This is a genomic window from Amycolatopsis sp. lyj-23 (assembly GCF_046549135.1).
GTDB lineage: Bacteria > Actinomycetota > Actinomycetes > Mycobacteriales > Pseudonocardiaceae > Amycolatopsis.
This window is the reverse complement of record NZ_JAJPWN010000011.1, coordinates 88,847-103,702: the sequence shown is the minus strand read 5'-3', so window position 1 is coordinate 103,702 and position 14,856 is coordinate 88,847. Positions and strand designations below refer to the sequence as shown.

Here is a 14,856-nt window from a genome sequence, read left to right as displayed (position 1 = left end):
GTGGAGTATGAAGCCGTGGAGGAAGAAGAAGCCCTCTCGGCGTGGGCCCAGACCGGCGAAGAAACCGTCGAGGGCACGCTGCGGCCCCGCAAGCTCGACGAGTTCGTCGGCCAGCCGCGCGTGCGCGAGCAGCTGGAACTGGTGCTGGAGAGCGCGCGGCGCCGCGGCGTGCCGCCCGACCACGTCCTGCTGTCCGGCCCGCCCGGGCTCGGCAAGACGTCGATGGCCATGATCGTCGCCGCCGAGCTGGGCGCGGCCATCCGGATCACCTCCGGCCCGGCACTGGAGCGGGCCGGCGACCTCGCCGCGATGCTGTCCAACCTGGCCCCCGGCGACGTGCTGTTCATCGACGAGATCCACCGGATCGCCCGCCCCGCCGAGGAGATGCTCTACCTGGCGATGGAGGACTTCCGGGTCGACGTCGTCGTCGGCAAGGGCCCGGGCGCCACCAGCATCCCGCTGGAGATCGCGCCGTTCACGCTGGTCGGCGCGACCACCCGGTCCGGCTCGCTGACCGGCCCGCTGCGCGACCGGTTCGGCTTCACCGGGCAGATGGAGTTCTACACCGACGCCGAGCTGGAGCTGGTCGTCCGCCGGGCCGCCACGATCCTCGACATCCCGATCGACCGCGACGGCTGCGCCGAGATCGCCGGCCGCTCGCGGGGCACGCCCCGGATCGCGAACCGGCTGCTGCGGCGCGTCCGCGACTACGCCGAGGTCCGCGCGGACGGCAAGGTGACCCGCGACATCGCCCGCGCCGCGCTGGCCGTCTACGACGTCGACGAGCTGGGCCTCGACCGCCTCGACCGGGCCGTCCTCACCGCGCTGACCAAGTCGTTCGGCGGCGGGCCGGTCGGCATTTCGACGCTCGCGGTGGCCGTGGGGGAGGAGGCGACCACCGTGGAAGAGGTGTGCGAGCCCTACCTCGTGCGCGCCGGTATGCTCGCCCGCACCCCGCGGGGCCGCGTCGCGACCGCGACCGCGTGGGAACACCTCGGCATGGTGCCGCCCGCGGACCTCCCGGGGCGCCCGGACCAGGGCGGGCCGACGCTGTTCGAGCAGGACTGAGCGGCCCGAACCGGCGGGTGGGTGTCGGCGTCCGCGCTGGTACCTGGCACACTTGACCGGAGCACACACCCAAGAACCGGACATTTCGGCGCCGTGCCGGTGTCCGTCGAACGGAGAATCATGCAAAGTCTATTGCTGCCCCTGCTCCTCGTGCTCGTCCTCGCCGTGCCGCTGGTGATGAGCACGCGCAAGCAGAAGAAGCAGCAGGCGGCGCAGCAGGAACTGCAGAGCAGCCTGGCGCCCGGCGACCGCGTGATGACCACCTCGGGTCTCTACGGCACGGTCGCCGACGCTTCCGGCGACAACACGATCGACATCGAGATCGCGCCCGGTGTCGTCACCACCTGGCTGCGCCTGGCCGTCCGCGAGAAGGTCGAGCCGGTCGTCGAGACCGAGGAAGACTCCGCCGTCGAGGTCGACGAGACCCCCGTCGAGGAGCCGGCCGTCATCGAGTCCGCCACCGCGGTCAAGACCGAGGAGCCGCCGACCACCGCGCAGGTGGCGCCCCCGCTGGAGCACGGCAAGAAGTAACTTTCGCGGCACTCCTGGGCCGGGCGGGAATCCCGACGAAAGTCGGTACGGCCTCGCACGCCGGGCTCACGCAGCACCGAGTAGTGTCTCGGTGCTGCGTGCGTGTCCGCCGTCATACCCGCGCCCGGGAGTGAATCGCACACAGTCCCTCCCGGTAACCCTCCGGGCGGGCACCGCAACGTTGGGGTCCACCCCGTCCGAGGAGACCGAAGCACCGTGGCAGCTTCAGCCGGGCATCTCCGCCCGGGACGTTATCTCGCCCTGTTCGCCCTGATCGTGGTCGTCCTGTACGCGCTGGTGTTCCTCACCGGCAACCACAAGCCGTCCCCGAAACTGGGCATCGACCTGCAGGGCGGCACCCGGGTCACGCTCACCGCCCGCACCCCCGACGGCGGCCAGCCGACGCGGGAGTCCCTGAACCAGGCGCGCCAGATCATCGAGCGGCGCGTCAACGGGATCGGCGTCAGCGGCACCGAGGTCCTCCTCGACGGCAACAACGTCGTCATCACGGTCCCCGGCGAGCAGGGCGACCAGGCGAAGAACCTGGGCAAGACCGCGAAGCTGGGCTTCCGGAAGGTCGTCTCCAGCGCCACCCAGCCGGTGGTGCCGCCGCAGACCGCGCCGCCCGCCACGAACCCGCCGGCCACGGGCGCCCCGACGTCGGGCGCGCCGAAGAGCTCGGCCCCGCCGTCCGCCGGCGCGCCGGCGGCGACCTCCGGTGCGCCGACCACCAAGTCCGGTGGCGGTGGCGCGCCGGGCGCCGCGCCCGCGCAGCAGCAGAGCACCACGCCGGCCGCGCCGAGCAGCAGCACCCCGCCGCCGCCCGCGTCCACCCCGGCGCCGGCCCCCTCGGACGGGTCGGTCGACGCGCAGACCGCGCAGCAGATCCAGGCCGCCAAGGCGGTCCGGCAGAACCCGCAGCTGATCGGCGCCGACGGCCAGCCGAACCAGGAGCTCGTCGCGAAGGCCATGGCCTCGCTCACCTGCGCGCCGAACGCCAAGGACGCCCTCGAAGGCAACGACGACCCGAAGCTGCCGCTGGTCGCCTGCGGTGACCACAACACGTACAAGTACCTGCTGGAGCCGGAGTTCCTGCCGGGCACCGAGATCTCCGACGCGAACTCGACCTACAACAGCCAGAACGGCCAGTGGGTGGTGAACCTCAGCTTCAAGAGCGAGGGCACCAAGATCTGGGCCGACTTCACGTCGAAGAACGTCAACCAGCAGGCGGCGTTCGTGCTCGACACGCAGGTCGTGTCCGCGCCGAACATCCAGGTGGCCATCCTCGACGGCAACACCCAGATCACCGGCAAGTTCACCCAGGCCGAGGCGAAGGACCTCTCGGACATCCTCAAGTACGGCTCGCTGCCGCTGTCGTTCGCGTCCTCGGACGCGACCACGGTGTCGGCCACCCTCGGCCTCGCCTCGCTGCAGGCGGGCCTGATCGCCGGCGGCATCGGCCTGCTGGTCGTCTTCGTCTACTGCCTGTTCTACTACCGGCTGCTCGGCGTGCTCACCATCCTGTCGCTGGCCCTGTCCGGCGCGCTGGTGTTCGCCGTGCTGGTGCTGCTCGGCCGCTGGATCGGCTACACGCTGGACCTCGCGGGCATCGCCGGCCTGATCATCGCCATCGGGATCACGGCGGACTCGTTCGTCATCTACTTCGAACGGCTCAAGGACGAGATCCGGGAGGGCCGGACGTTCCGGTCCGCGGTGCCGCGCGGCTGGGTCCGCGCCCGGCGCACCATCCTGGCCTCGGACGCGGTGAGCTTCCTGGCCGCGGCGATCCTGTACGTCATCGCGGTCGGCGACGTCCAGGGCTTCGCGTTCACCCTCGGCATGTCCACGGTGCTCGACCTGGTGGTCGTGTACCTGGTGACGCACCCGCTGGTGGCCATCGTGTCCACGTCCAAGAACGCGTTCCTGTCCAATCCGAGGCACCTCGGCCTCGGCGCCGTGCAGCAAGTGGGTTCGCAGCGTAAGAAGTCGACCTCGGTCGGCCGCGCGAACGTGAAGGAGGCCTGACATGGGGGTCGAAGAACTGGGCACGGACGCCGAGGGCAACGCCAAGGTGGCGGCCAAGCCCGGCAAGCGGGAGAGCGTGTTCCACCGGCTCTACGTGGGCACGGGCGCGTTCGACGTCGTCGGCAAGCGCAAGCGCTGGTACATCTTCTTCGCGGGGCTGGTGCTGGTGTGCCTCGCCTCGATGATCTTCCGCGGCTTCAACCTCGGCATCGAGTTCGAGGGCGGCACGCAGATCCAGATGCCGGCCGACGGCACGCACGGCCTGATCACCGAGCAGCAGGCGAAGGACTCGTTCGAGAAGGCCCTCGGCCGTCCGGCGGCCGAAGCGCAGAAGGTCGGCACGGGCAACGCGTCGACCATCCAGATCCGCACCGACACGCTGAACGCGGCCGATGTCGCGAAGCTCAAGCAGGGCCTGTTCCAGGACCTCGGCCCGAAGGGCACCAACGGCCAGCCGAGCGTCCAGGCCATCTCCGACAGCGCGGTGAGCGCGTCGTGGGGCGGGGAGATCTCGCAGAAGGCGCTGATCGCGCTCGGCGTGTTCCTCGTCGCGGTGGTCATCTTCCTGGCGATCTACTTCGACGGGCGGATGGCCCTGGCGGCGCTGATCTCGCTGCTGCACGACATCTTCGTCACCGCGGGCGTCTACTCGCTGGTCGGCTTCGAGGTCACCCCGGCGACCGTGATCGGCCTGCTGACCATCCTCGGGTTCTCGCTGTACGACACGGTGGTGGTGTTCGACAAGGTCCGCGAGAACACGCGCGGCCTGCTCGGCCTGACCCGCCGCACCTACGGCGAGGCCGCGAACCTCGCGCTGAACCAGACCCTGATGCGGTCGTTCAACACGGCGTTCATCGCGCTGCTGCCGATCCTCGGCCTGCTGATCGTCGGGTACGTGCTGCTCGGCTCGGGCACGCTGCAGGACCTGGCGCTGGTGCAGCTCACCGGTACCCTCGTCGGCGTCCTGTCGTCGGTCGCACTGGCGACGCCGCTGCTGGTCGACTTCAAGATGCGCGACCCGAAGTACGCGCAGCAGGCCGAGCGCGTCCGCCAGCGTCGCGCGGGCCAGGAGCGCAAGGCGGCGGCGGGCGAGGACTTCGACGCCTCGGACGACGACGCCCTGGCGAAGGAACTGCGCAAGGAGCGGGCGTACGCGGCCGCGGCCAGCGTCCCCGCCCGCATCCAGAAGCAGCGCCCGGCCGGGAAGAGGAAGCGCTGACGTGGAACTCGACGACGCCCTCGGCCTGATCGCCGAGGTGCCGGACTTCCCCGAGCCCGGCGTGCTGTTCCGTGACCTGAGCCCGCTCTTCGCGGACGCGGGTGCGTTCAAAGCGGTGACCGACGCGCTGGCGGACACCCTCGACCCCGCGGTCGAGGCGCTCGCCGGCGTGGAGGCCCGCGGGTTCCTCCTCGCCGCGGCCGTCGGGTACGCCCGCGGTCTCGGCGTGGTGCTGATCCGCAAGCCGGGCAAGCTGCCGGCCGTGGCGGGCCGGGTCGACTACGCCCTGGAGTACGGCACGGCGACGGTCGAGCTCCCGGCCGGCGTGGTCCGGCCGGGCCAGCGGATCGCGGTCCTCGACGACGTCCTGGCCACGGGCGGCACGGTCGCGGCCACCGGCAAGCTCCTCGAGGACGCGGGCGCGGTGGTCGACAGCGTGTCCGTGGTCCTGGAACTGGCCGCCCTGGGCGGCCGCCAGGTCCTCGCCGACCGCAAGGTCCACGCCCTCCAGGCCTGCTGAAACCCGTCACCCGCGTGATCGAAGCCGTCACTCGCGTGATCGAGGCCGGAACTCGCGTGATCGAAGCCGGAACTCGCGAGTTCCGGCTTCGATCACGTCAGTGACGGCCCGGATCACGCGGGTGACGGGTTTCGTCCCGTGAAGGGGCTGGTCGGGGCGTCGGCATCCCCCTGAACGGGCGCACCCGACAGGGCTGCGAGGTGCAACGGCTACCCTGGTGGTCCGAAGGCCGCACGAGCAGCAGGAGGTGCGGGTGAGCCAGGAGCTCGACGCCGCGGTGCCCGCGAAGCAGGGCGCCCAGCAGAACGGGCAGGCGGCGGCACAGCCCGCGCCGCCGAAGCCGAACGGTGCGGCGCCGAACCCGTCCGCGACCCGGCGGGTCCGGGCCCGGCTCGCCCGGCGGATCACCGCGCAACGCGCCGCCCCGGTCAAGCAGGTCCTCGAGCCACTGGCCGTCATCCACCGCGAGCTCCACCCCAACGCCGACCTCGGCCTGCTCCAGCGCGCCTACGACGTCGCCGAGGAGCTGCACCGCAACCAGCGGCGCAAGTCCGGCGACCCGTACATCACCCACCCGCTCGCCGTCGCCACCATCCTCGCCGAGCTGGGCATGGACACGACCACGCTCGTGGCGGCCCTGCTGCACGACACGGTCGAGGACACCGGGTACGCCGTCGAAAGCCTGAAGGCCGACTTCGGCGAGAAGGTCGCCGAGCTCGTCGACGGCGTCACGAAGCTGGACAAGGTGCAGCTCGGCTCGTCCGCCGAGGCCGAGACCATCCGCAAGATGGTCATCGCGATGGCCAAGGACCCCCGGGTGCTGGTCATCAAGCTCGCCGACCGGCTGCACAACATGCGCACCATGCGCTTCCTGCCGCCGGAGAAGCAGGCCCGCAAGGCCCGCGAGACGCTGGAAGTCCTCGCGCCGCTGGCCCACCGGCTCGGCATGGCCACGGTCAAGTGGGAGCTCGAAGACCTCGCGTTCGCGATCCTGCAGCCCAAGAAGTACGACGAGATCGTGCGCCTGGTCGCCGACCGCGCGCCCTCGCGCGACATCTACCTGCGCTCGGTCATCACGGACCTGACCAGCAACCTCGTCTCCTCGCGGATCACCGCCAAGGTCGAGGGCCGGCCGAAGCACTACTACTCGATCCACCAGAAGATGATCGTCCGCGGCCGCGACCTCGACGACATCCACGACCTGGTCGGCGTCCGGATCCTCGTCGAGGACGTCCGCGACTGCTACGCCGCGATGGGTGTCGTGCACGCGCTGTGGCAGCCGGTGCCCGGCCGGTTCAAGGACTACATCGCCCAGCCGCGGTTCGGCGTCTACCAGTCGCTGCACACCACCGTGATCGGCCCGGACGGCAAGCCCCTCGAGGTGCAGATCCGCACCTACGAAATGCACCGCACCGCCGAGTACGGCATCGCCGCGCACTGGCGCTACAAGGAAACCAAGGGCACGCACACCGGCAACGCCATGGACGTCGACGAGATGGCGTGGATGCGCCAGCTCCTCGACTGGCAGCGGGAAGCGGCGGACCCGGGCGACTTCCTCGAGTCGCTGCGGTACGAGCTGGCCTCCCGCGAGATCTTCGTGTTCACGCCGAAGGGCGACGTGATCACGCTGCCGGTGGAGTCCACGCCGGTCGACTTCGCCTACGCCGTGCACACCGAGGTCGGGCACCGCTGCATCGGTGCCCGCGTCAACGGCCGCCTGGTCGCCCTCGAGCGCAAGCTGGAGAACGGCGAAGTCGTCGAAATCTTCACGTCCAAGGCCGAAAACGCCGGCCCGTCGCGCGACTGGCTGCAGTTCGCCGGTTCGCCGAAGGCCCGCGCGAAGATCCGGCAGTGGTTCGCCAAGGAGCGCCGCGACGAGGCGATCGAAGGCGGCAAGGAAGCCATCACCAAGGAGATCCGCAAGGTCGGCCTGCCGATCCAGCGCCTGGTCTCCGCGGAGTCGATGGGCGCGGTGGCCACCGAGCTGCGCCACGCCGACATCTCGTCGCTGTACGCGGCGGTCGGCGAGGGCCACACGAGCGCCAAGCACGTCGTCCAGCGGCTGGTGGCGCTGATCGGCGGCGTCGACGCGGCGGAGGAGGAGCTCGCCGAGCGCGCGACGCCGTCCACGGTGACCCGCCGCCGCGGCTCCAACGACGTCGGCGTCGTGGTCAAGGGCGCCAGCGACGTCTGGGCGAAGCTCGCCCGCTGCTGCACCCCGGTGCCGGGCGACGAGATCCTCGGGTTCGTCACCCGCGGCGGCGGCGTTTCGGTGCACCGCACCGACTGCACCAACGCCGGTGACCTGCAGTCCCAGCCCGAGCGGCTGGTCGAGGTCGAATGGGCGCCTTCGGCGTCGTCGGTGTTCCTGGTGGCCATCCAGGTCGAGGCGCTCGACCGGCACCGCCTGCTGTCGGACGTGACCAAGGTGCTGGCCGACGAGAAGGTCAACATCCTTTCGGCGTCGGTGACCACGTCCCGCGACCGGGTCGCGGTCAGCCGCTTCTCGTTCGAGATGGGCGACCCGAAGCACCTCGGCCACGTCCTGAAGGTGGTCCGCGGCGTGGAAGGCGTCTACGACGTCTACCGCGTGACGTCGGCTTCCTGACCGATCAAGGAGACGCCGGCGGCCGCGGCGATCCGCTCTCGCGACTCCAGGAGCCGCGCGCGCAACGGCGGCAAGTCGACGCCGAGCAGGCGGCCGTGCCGTTTGACCGCCTTCCCGGCGACGTAGACGCTGTCCACCAGGCCGGGGTGACCGGCGCTGACGATCGTGCCGACCGGGTCGCCGACGGGGAAGACCGAGAGGTCCTCGGCGTCGAGCAGGACGAGGTCGGCGTCCTGGCCGGGGGTGAGGCTGCCGGTGTTGCGCCCGCAGGCCTGGGCGCCGTTGGTCGTGGCGCACTCGAGGACGGTCCGCGTCGTGAGGCCGCGGTCGACGGCCAGCGCCGTGCGCATGGCGCCGAACAGGTCACCCCCGGCGGACAGGCAGTCGTCGACCGACAACGTCGGGCGCAGGCCGGCGGCGAGCGCCCGGCCGGTCACCGGCGGCGCGAAGCCCATCTTCAGCTCGACGTCCGGGCTGACCGACACGAACGAGCCCGCGTCGGCGAGCATCCTCAGCTGGTCGTCGGACAGGCCGTTGCCGTGCACGACGGTGGTGCGCTCGTCGAGCAGCCCGCGCTCGGCCATCCCGGCGATCGGCCGGTCGCCGTGGCGCCAGCCGCCCGTGCCGTGGACGTGCACGCTCACCGGCAGCCCGAGTTCCCGGGCCAGCAGGACATCGGCGGCGGTTTCGTCCATCGTGGAGATCACCGGTCCGCGCAGGCCGAGCACCAGGTCGTCGCCCGGCAGCAGGGCCCGCACCCGCCGGATCTCCGGCGCGACGTCGGGTCCGTCGGCGCCGTAGCAGAAGATCGAGTGGCCGGGTGCGTCGTGCAGCCCGGCGATCGCGGCGTCGGCGTTCTCCGGGTGGAGGGCGCAGTGGAACCAGTCGAGCATGGTCGTGACGCCGGAGTTCAGGGCTTCCAGCCGGCCGAGGAGGTTGCCCAGGTAGACGTCCTCGGGCCGGTAGTGCGGTTTGAGCGTGCCGTGCGCGGCGACGCGGTACTGGTCGAACGTCCAGTCCGCGCCGAGGCCGCGGAACGCCGTCTGCCAGGTGTGCCGGTGCGTGTCGACGAAGCCGGGCAGCACGATCTTCCCCGTCGCGTCGACGATCTCGGCGCCGTCGGCCTCGATTTCCGGAGCGACGGCGGCGATCCGGCCGTCCTCGACCAGGACGTCACCGCGGGGGAGGTCCCCGAGCGCCGGGTCCATGCTGACCACCATGCCGCCGCGCAGCAGTGTCTTCATCGCTCTCCTCCAAGAGTTGACGCGTCAACTCAGTATGCTACTCCTGTGTTGGAGCCGGCGGAGTGGGAGTTCTGGGACACCTGGGTGCGTGCCCAGCGGCTGCTCACCCGCGAACTCGACCGGGGGCTGCAGCGCGACTGCGGCATTTCGAAGGCCGAGTTCAGCGTGTTGATGACGCTGACCGGGCCGATGCGCGTCGGCGAGCTCGCCGACGCGCTCGACTGGGAGAAGAGCCGCGTCGCGCACCTGCTGACCCGGATGGAGAACCGCGGCCTGGTGGCGCGCATCGAGGACGGCGCCACCGGACGGCGCACCGGGATCGAGCCGACCGCCGAAGGCCGCCGGACGGCGGAGAACGCGGTCCGGGCCCACGGAGCCAACATCCGCCGCCTCGTCCTCGACCGGCTCACGCCCGAGCAGGCCGCGGCGATCAAGGCGTGGAGCGAGCAGCTGACCGGCCAGAGCTAGAACAACGCCGCGACCAGCGCGCCCAGCGAAGGCAGCGCCTGCGCCAGTGCCCCACCGCGGCCCGCGCCGCGCGGGCGGCTGAGCGCGAGCACGTCCGACACCCCCAGGGCGACCCCGGCCAGCAGCATGAACCCGCAGCAGTAGAGCACCAGCGCCCGCCCGGCCCCGACGTGGCCGGTGTGCAGCAGGACCAGCCCGAGCACCGGGCCGGCGGCGAGGAACAGGTTGTAGCACCCGACGTTGAACGACCACAGCCGGGTGGCCGGGAGGTTCACCGTCGGGATCCGGAAGATGCCCTCGTGCACGCCCGGCCGTTCGAAGAGCAGCACTTCCCAGGCGAACGCCAGCAGGTGCACCAGCACCGCCACCCCGGCGAAGACCTGCGCGACGGCGTTCACGGCACGAGCTCGATCCCGTGGCGCCCGGCGAGCTCCGGGATCCGCTCCGGCGGTGCCTCGTCGACGGCGCGGAAGAAGCGGCCCATCCCGTCGGTCGGGCACAGCGCGAGGAACTGCGCCGACGGCGTGTGCACGGTGAAGGTGTTGACCGCGCCCGCCGGGATGCTGATCGACGCCCCGGGGTCGAGGTCGTGGAGTTCGCCGTCGACGTAGACCGTGATGCGGCCGTGCAGCACGTAGAAGGTCTTCGCCCACGGCTCGGTGTGCGGCGGGACCGACGGCCCGCGGGGTGCGTCGACCTCGAACACCTCGTAGGTGCCGCCGGTGTGTTCCGCGCCGACCTTGACGGTGATCCGCGCGTCGTGCGTGTCGAGTTCCGGGCCGTCACCCGGGGCGCTGAAGTGGGTCATGCCGACGACGGTAGGAACGCGGCCGCCACCGGGGCCATCCCGGAAATGTGGGATACCCGCTCGGGCGCGGGCGGCGCATACTGCGTCCATGTGGGACGGCCGGGCGCAGGCGGTGCGGCGGGACGTCGCCGCGCTCGCCACGGCGGGCCTCGGCGTCGCCGAGCTGCACGCCGCCGCGATCGAGCTGGTCGACCGCGTGGTGCCGGCCGAGCTGACCTGCTGGGCGTCGCTCGACCCGGACACCGCGGTGATCAGCTCGATGACCAGCGGCCGGGCCCGCATCCCCGGCGAGTACGAGCCGCTGCTGGCGGCCTACGAGTACGACGGCGCGCAGCCCGGCACCTTCGCCGAGCTGGCGCGGCGGCCGGTGCCGGTGGCGCGCCTGACCGACCTGCCGCGGCGGGTCGCCGAGCGCAGCGGCCGGCTCAACGAGGTCTGGCGGCCGCTGGGGCTCGGCCACGACCTGCGCGCGGTGTTCCGGGTCGACGGCACGTCGTGGGGCGCGGCCGGCTTGGTGCGGCGCGGCGAGTTCAGCGACCGCGAGGTCGAATTCCTGACGTCGGTCGCCCCGGCGCTCGCGACGGCGACCCGGGTGGCCGCGCGCACCCGCGGGCCGGGGCCGCGGGCGGAGCCGGCGATCGTCGTGGTCGGCCCGGACGGCAGGCAGCGCGCGGCCACCGCCGCGACCGAAGCGTGGCGCACCGAACTCGACGAAATCGCCCCGGGCCGGTTCGCCGTCCTGCTGCGCGCGGTCGTGACCGGCGCCCGCGCGGCCGCGACGGGGACGTTCCGCGCCCGCGTCCGCGACGCCCACGGCGGGTGGATCGTGCTGCACGCGAGCCTGCTGGTGGCGGGGGAGGGCGACGGCGAAACGGTCGTGACCGTCGACCGCGCCTCGGGTGCCGAGCTGCTGGGCGTGCTGCTCGCCGCCTACGGCCTGACCGCCCGGGAGCGCGACGTCTGCCGCGAGGTGCTGGCCGGGCTGTCCACAACGGACATCGCGGCCCGGCTGGCGATCTCGGCGCACACCGTGCAGGACCACCTCAAGTCGGTGTTCGGCAAGGTGGGTGTCCGCAGCCGCGGGGAACTGACCGCGCGGCTGCTTTCTTGACGACTTCCCGGCGACCCGTTCCAGGCGGAAACCCGGGCTAGAGGAACTTCCGCAGCAGGGCGTTCACCTCGGCCGGCCGTTCCATCGACGGCAGGTGCCCGGCATCGGCCAGCTCGACGAGTTCGGCCTGCGGCAACGACTCCGCCAGGTGCTGCGAAAGCTCCACGAGCCCCCGCGCGTCCGATGTCCCGATCACCACCAGCGCCGGCGTGGTGATCTCGGCGAGCCGGTGCCGGGTGTCCGGGACGCGCTCCGTCCACTGTGGAGCCGTCCAGTCGTGCCGGTAGACCTGCTCGCACATTTCCCGCACCAGTGCCAGCATTTCGGCCGGCAGCACCGAAACGTCGCGTTCCGGGCCGGCGACCAGGTACCGGATGTTGGCCTCCGCCATGGCCCGCACGTCCGCCGGGGCCACCTCGAGTTCGCGGGCCTGGTACCGGGCCAGGCGGCCCGCCGGCAGGATTTCCGCCGTCACCTTCGCGATGTCCGCCTGCATGTGGCCGGGCCAGGTGTGCCCGCTCAGCCCCGAACCGAGCAGGACCAGCCGGGTGATCCGCTCCGGCGCGGCGAGGGCGGCGTCCAGCGCGCACGCCCCGCCCATCGACGCCCCGACGAGGGCGGCCTGCTCGATCCCCCGGGCGTCGAGCAGGGCCAGCAGGTCCTCGTAGTGGGCGTGTTCGCCGGTTTCGCCGCGGGTCTCCCCGAAGCCGCGGCGGTCGTAGCGGATCACCCGGTGGGTGGCGGCGAGCTCGGTGAACTGCGCGTCCCACATCCGGCGGTCGCCGATCCCGGCGTGCAGCAGCACGACCGCGGGCCCCTCTCCCGCTTCGTCGCAGCCGAACGCCGTCCCGCCCACCTCGATCGTCGCCATGGCCCCAAACTAGCCACCCGACCGCGTCACACACCGCAGGTTTCGCTGAGGGCGAGCGTTAAAGTGCCGTCCATGACCGACGGATTCGACCTGACCCGCGACGGCGAAGTCGCGCGCCTGACGCTGACGCGGCCGGAGAAGATGAACGCCATCACCTACGGCATGTGGGCGGCGATCCCGGACGTCGTCGCCGAGGTGGAGGCCGATCCGGCGCTGAAGGTCCTGGTCGTCGCCGGCGCGGGACGGCACTTCTCCGCGGGCGCCGACATCAGCGAGTTCGGGGAACTGTGCACCACCGCGGACGGCGCGGCGAGCTACGACAAGGCCGTCGAAGGCGCGGTCGCCGCCCTCACCGCGATGCGGAAGCCGTCGGTCGCGATGATCCGGGGCAACTGCATCGGCGGCGGTTGCCAGGTTTCGGTGGCCTGCGACTTCCGGTTCGCCGCCGAGGGCGCGCGGTTCGGCATCACCCCGGCGAAGCTGGGCATCGTCTACCACTTCGACTCGACGCGCCAGCTCGTCTCGCTCGTCGGCCCGGCGCACGCCAAGTACTTCCTGCTCTCCGGCGAGCTGATCACCGCCGCCCGTGCCCGGGAAATCGGCCTGCTCAACGACGTCTTCGGAGCCGACGACCTCGAGGCCTCGACGCTGGCGTTCGCGGAAACGCTGTGCTCGCGCTCCCAGGCGTCGATCCGCGGCATGAACCGGATCATCGAAAAGATCGTCGCCGGCCAGGAATCGCCGGACGCCGAAGTCGAGGAGATCCGCTCGGAAGCCCTGCACGGCGAGGACTACGCGGAAGGCGTCGCCGCGTTCCTCGAACGGCGTCCGCCGCGGTTCACCTTCCGCTGAGCTCAGCCGTCGAGGTAGGCGTGGAAGTGCTCGGCGACGACGTCGGTGACCCCGGCCGGGTCGAGCTTGCCGTCGATTTCGATGACGCGGATGCCGAGGTCGCGCGCCGCCCGCACGGCGTGCGCGGCGAGCATCCGGTCGCGCGTCAACCGGGTGCGCTGCACGGGGATCGCGGGTCCGGCCGGCCGGTGGCGGAGCTGGTGCTGGCGGAACAGCTCGGTCGGCACCAGCACCACCATGCGATCGGGGGAGTCCACGAGCGGGGCGACCAGTTCCGGCCGCAGCCCGCGGCCTTCGGCGACGATCGGCCGGGGCGAGGTCAGCGCGCGCAGGTCGTCGACGGCGTAGCGGAAGCGGTTGCCGAACTCGGCCATCATCGCGGTCAGCTGGTCGCCCGCCGGGAGGTCGTCCGGCAGCGGGGTGCCGGGCCGGGCCCGGTCGTCGTGGTGGTAGGTCGTCAGGCCGTGCCGCTCGGCCAGCAGCCGCGCGACGGTGGACTTCCCGGTCCACGCAGCGCCGCCGATCCACAGGGCCTTCCGAAGGGTGCCGAACGGATCCCAGGTCATGAGACGACTATCGCGGGCCCGGCGGCCCGCTGGCCAGTGTTCCGGCGCCGGTTGATCCGTTCAGCGCACCGTGCCCCGGCGGGCACGCCACGGGGTCAGGGCTGCTCGCCTTCGGCGTCGACGACGAGCACGGTGGAGCTGTCCGCGGAGTCCGGCTGCCCGCCGATCCGGAAGTGGAAGCGCGAGCCCGGCCGGACCGCGGCGATCACCTGCGTTTCGGCCGTGTCGAGCACGATGATCGCCAGCTCGGTGGTGATCGGTTCCGGCCGGAACACGACGTCCGGCCGCGGTTCGGGGACCACGATCGGCAGCGGCAGGGTGCCGCTGACCGAGCCGGCGCCGAAGTCCTCTTCCTCGCGCGCGGGTGGTTCGAACGGCGCCGGCGGCAGCAGCTGCGGACGCCGGCGCCACCAGAGCCCGGCGAGCAGGCCGGTCAACAGGCCGCCGGTGCCGCTGACGGCCGACGCCAGCCCGGCGCCGAGCCCGGACGGCTCCGCGGCGGCCGGAGCGGGCCGGGCGGCCGGGGTGACGGGCGGGGTCGCCGGCAGCGGGCCGAACTGCACGCCCGGCTGCGCGGCGGCGTCCTCGGGCAGCTGGAGCACCTGACCCGGCTCGATCGACGTGGGATCGGTGAACGGCGTGCCGTCCGGGCGCGGCCGACCCTGGTTGAGCGCGAAGATCTCCGGGAAGCGCCGTCCGTCGCCGAGCGCGCGTTCGGCGATCTTGAACAGCGTGATGTCGTCGGGGTTGTCGGCGTGCGGCACGATGAAGTACTTCACCGGCGGCGGCGGGGGATCGGTCTGCGCGAACGCGGGACCACCGGCGAGCACGGCGAAGAGGACACCGGCGCAGCCGGCCTGGCCGGCCCGCCCGAGGACGCGGCGGACCGCGCGAACCCGGTTTTCGACCATCGTCGGCACCTCTCCCCGGCGACCCCGTTGGGTCTGGCGGTGTTGCCCTCTACA

15 protein-coding genes are annotated in these 14,856 nt (G+C 72.1%); 9 read left to right on the top strand and 6 right to left on the bottom strand.

Translation table 11 applies throughout. The features are described 5' to 3' along the window. From ruvB to ACLJPY_RS27215, 6 genes are all read left to right on the top strand, one after another. Entirely contained in the window at window positions 1-1,068 is a 1,068-nt protein-coding gene (ruvB, locus tag ACLJPY_RS27240) for a Holliday junction branch migration DNA helicase RuvB (protein ID WP_410592633.1), read from the top strand. Between the two features lie 120 nt (window positions 1,069-1,188). Beyond that, window positions 1,189-1,599 (top strand): preprotein translocase subunit YajC, encoded by a 411-nt coding sequence (yajC, locus tag ACLJPY_RS27235; RefSeq protein WP_410592632.1) that lies wholly within the window; start codon window positions 1,189-1,191, stop codon window positions 1,597-1,599. A gap of 216 nt (window positions 1,600-1,815) precedes the next feature. Further along, the gene (secD, locus tag ACLJPY_RS27230; RefSeq protein WP_410592631.1) at window positions 1,816-3,624 is read left to right on the top strand and encodes a protein translocase subunit SecD; all 1,809 of its coding nucleotides are present in this window, start codon (window positions 1,816-1,818) and stop codon (window positions 3,622-3,624) included. Window position 3,625: 1 nt separating this feature from the next. Further along, entirely contained in the window at window positions 3,626-4,843 is a 1,218-nt protein-coding gene (gene secF, locus ACLJPY_RS27225) for a protein translocase subunit SecF (RefSeq protein WP_410592629.1), read from the top strand. Between the two features lies 1 nt (window position 4,844). Further along, complete coding sequence (locus tag ACLJPY_RS27220) at window positions 4,845-5,363, top strand: adenine phosphoribosyltransferase (protein ID WP_410592627.1); 519 nt, start codon at window positions 4,845-4,847, stop codon at window positions 5,361-5,363. A gap of 253 nt (window positions 5,364-5,616) precedes the next feature. Beyond that, complete coding sequence (locus ACLJPY_RS27215; protein WP_410592625.1) at window positions 5,617-7,971, top strand: RelA/SpoT family protein; 2,355 nt, start codon at window positions 5,617-5,619, stop codon at window positions 7,969-7,971. Here the strand turns inward: ACLJPY_RS27215 and ACLJPY_RS27210 are convergent. Beyond that, entirely contained in the window at window positions 7,947-9,215 is a 1,269-nt protein-coding gene (locus ACLJPY_RS27210; protein WP_410592623.1) for an amidohydrolase family protein, read from the bottom strand. The genes ACLJPY_RS27215 and ACLJPY_RS27210 overlap by 25 nt on opposite strands. A 45-nt stretch (window positions 9,216-9,260) precedes the next feature. On the opposite strand from ACLJPY_RS27210, the gene ACLJPY_RS27205 reads away from it, so the two are divergent. Continuing rightward, a complete protein-coding gene (locus ACLJPY_RS27205) occupies window positions 9,261-9,683 on the top strand; it encodes a MarR family winged helix-turn-helix transcriptional regulator (RefSeq protein WP_410592621.1) in 423 nt (140 codons plus the stop codon). Here ACLJPY_RS27205 and ACLJPY_RS27200 read toward each other — a convergent pair. Beyond that, a complete protein-coding gene (locus ACLJPY_RS27200; RefSeq protein ID WP_410592620.1) occupies window positions 9,680-10,081 on the bottom strand; it encodes a DUF1304 domain-containing protein in 402 nt (133 codons plus the stop codon). The genes ACLJPY_RS27205 and ACLJPY_RS27200 overlap by 4 nt on opposite strands. Continuing rightward, window positions 10,078-10,491 (bottom strand): cupin domain-containing protein, encoded by a 414-nt coding sequence (locus ACLJPY_RS27195; protein WP_410592618.1) that lies wholly within the window; start codon window positions 10,489-10,491, stop codon window positions 10,078-10,080. The genes ACLJPY_RS27200 and ACLJPY_RS27195 overlap by 4 nt, the downstream gene beginning before the upstream one ends. Before the next feature lie 88 nt (window positions 10,492-10,579). Here ACLJPY_RS27195 and ACLJPY_RS27190 point away from each other — a divergent pair, with 88 nt between their 5' ends. Next, a complete protein-coding gene (locus tag ACLJPY_RS27190) occupies window positions 10,580-11,602 on the top strand; it encodes a LuxR C-terminal-related transcriptional regulator (RefSeq protein ID WP_410592616.1) in 1,023 nt (340 codons plus the stop codon). 37 nt (window positions 11,603-11,639) lie between these two features. Here the strand turns inward: ACLJPY_RS27190 and ACLJPY_RS27185 are convergent, their stop codons facing one another. After that, window positions 11,640-12,473, bottom strand: a complete 834-nt coding sequence (locus ACLJPY_RS27185) for an alpha/beta fold hydrolase (protein ID WP_410592615.1) — start codon at window positions 12,471-12,473, stop codon at window positions 11,640-11,642. A 72-nt stretch (window positions 12,474-12,545) separates the two neighbouring features. On the opposite strand from ACLJPY_RS27185, the gene ACLJPY_RS27180 reads away from it, so the two are divergent. Continuing rightward, the gene (locus tag ACLJPY_RS27180) at window positions 12,546-13,325 is read left to right on the top strand and encodes an enoyl-CoA hydratase/isomerase family protein (protein WP_410592614.1); all 780 of its coding nucleotides are present in this window, start codon (window positions 12,546-12,548) and stop codon (window positions 13,323-13,325) included. A gap of 2 nt (window positions 13,326-13,327) precedes the next feature. Here ACLJPY_RS27180 and ACLJPY_RS27175 read toward each other — a convergent pair whose 3' ends face one another. Further along, window positions 13,328-13,891 carry a hypothetical protein gene (locus ACLJPY_RS27175; protein ID WP_410592613.1) on the bottom strand — a complete coding sequence of 188 codons (564 nt, stop codon included), beginning with the start codon at window positions 13,889-13,891 and terminating at the stop codon, window positions 13,328-13,330. Window positions 13,892-13,986: 95 nt separating this feature from the next. Beyond that, window positions 13,987-14,802: a hypothetical protein gene (locus ACLJPY_RS27170; protein ID WP_410592612.1), complete on the bottom strand. Its 816-nt coding sequence runs from the start codon at window positions 14,800-14,802 to the stop codon at window positions 13,987-13,989. Window positions 14,803-14,856: the final 54 nt, after the last annotated feature.

Excerpts from the sequence above, each read along its gene's own strand:
- yajC (WP_410592632.1), top strand. The coding sequence starts at position 1,189 with ATGCAAAGTCTATTGCTGCCCCTGCTCCTCGTGCTCGTCCTCGCCGTG.
- secF (WP_410592629.1), top strand. The coding sequence starts at position 3,626 with ATGGGGGTCGAAGAACTGGGCACGGACGCCGAGGGCAACGCCAAGGTG.
- ACLJPY_RS27210 (WP_410592623.1), bottom strand. The coding sequence starts at position 9,215 with ATGAAGACACTGCTGCGCGGCGGCATGGTGGTCAGCATGGACCCGGCG.
- ACLJPY_RS27195 (WP_410592618.1), bottom strand. The coding sequence starts at position 10,491 with ATGACCCACTTCAGCGCCCCGGGTGACGGCCCGGAACTCGACACGCAC.
- ACLJPY_RS27190 (WP_410592616.1), top strand. The coding sequence starts at position 10,580 with ATGTGGGACGGCCGGGCGCAGGCGGTGCGGCGGGACGTCGCCGCGCTC.
- ACLJPY_RS27185 (WP_410592615.1), bottom strand. The coding sequence starts at position 12,473 with ATGGCGACGATCGAGGTGGGCGGGACGGCGTTCGGCTGCGACGAAGCG.
- ACLJPY_RS27180 (WP_410592614.1), top strand. The coding sequence starts at position 12,546 with ATGACCGACGGATTCGACCTGACCCGCGACGGCGAAGTCGCGCGCCTG.
- ACLJPY_RS27175 (WP_410592613.1), bottom strand. The coding sequence starts at position 13,891 with ATGACCTGGGATCCGTTCGGCACCCTTCGGAAGGCCCTGTGGATCGGC.
- ACLJPY_RS27170 (WP_410592612.1), bottom strand. The coding sequence starts at position 14,802 with ATGGTCGAAAACCGGGTTCGCGCGGTCCGCCGCGTCCTCGGGCGGGCC.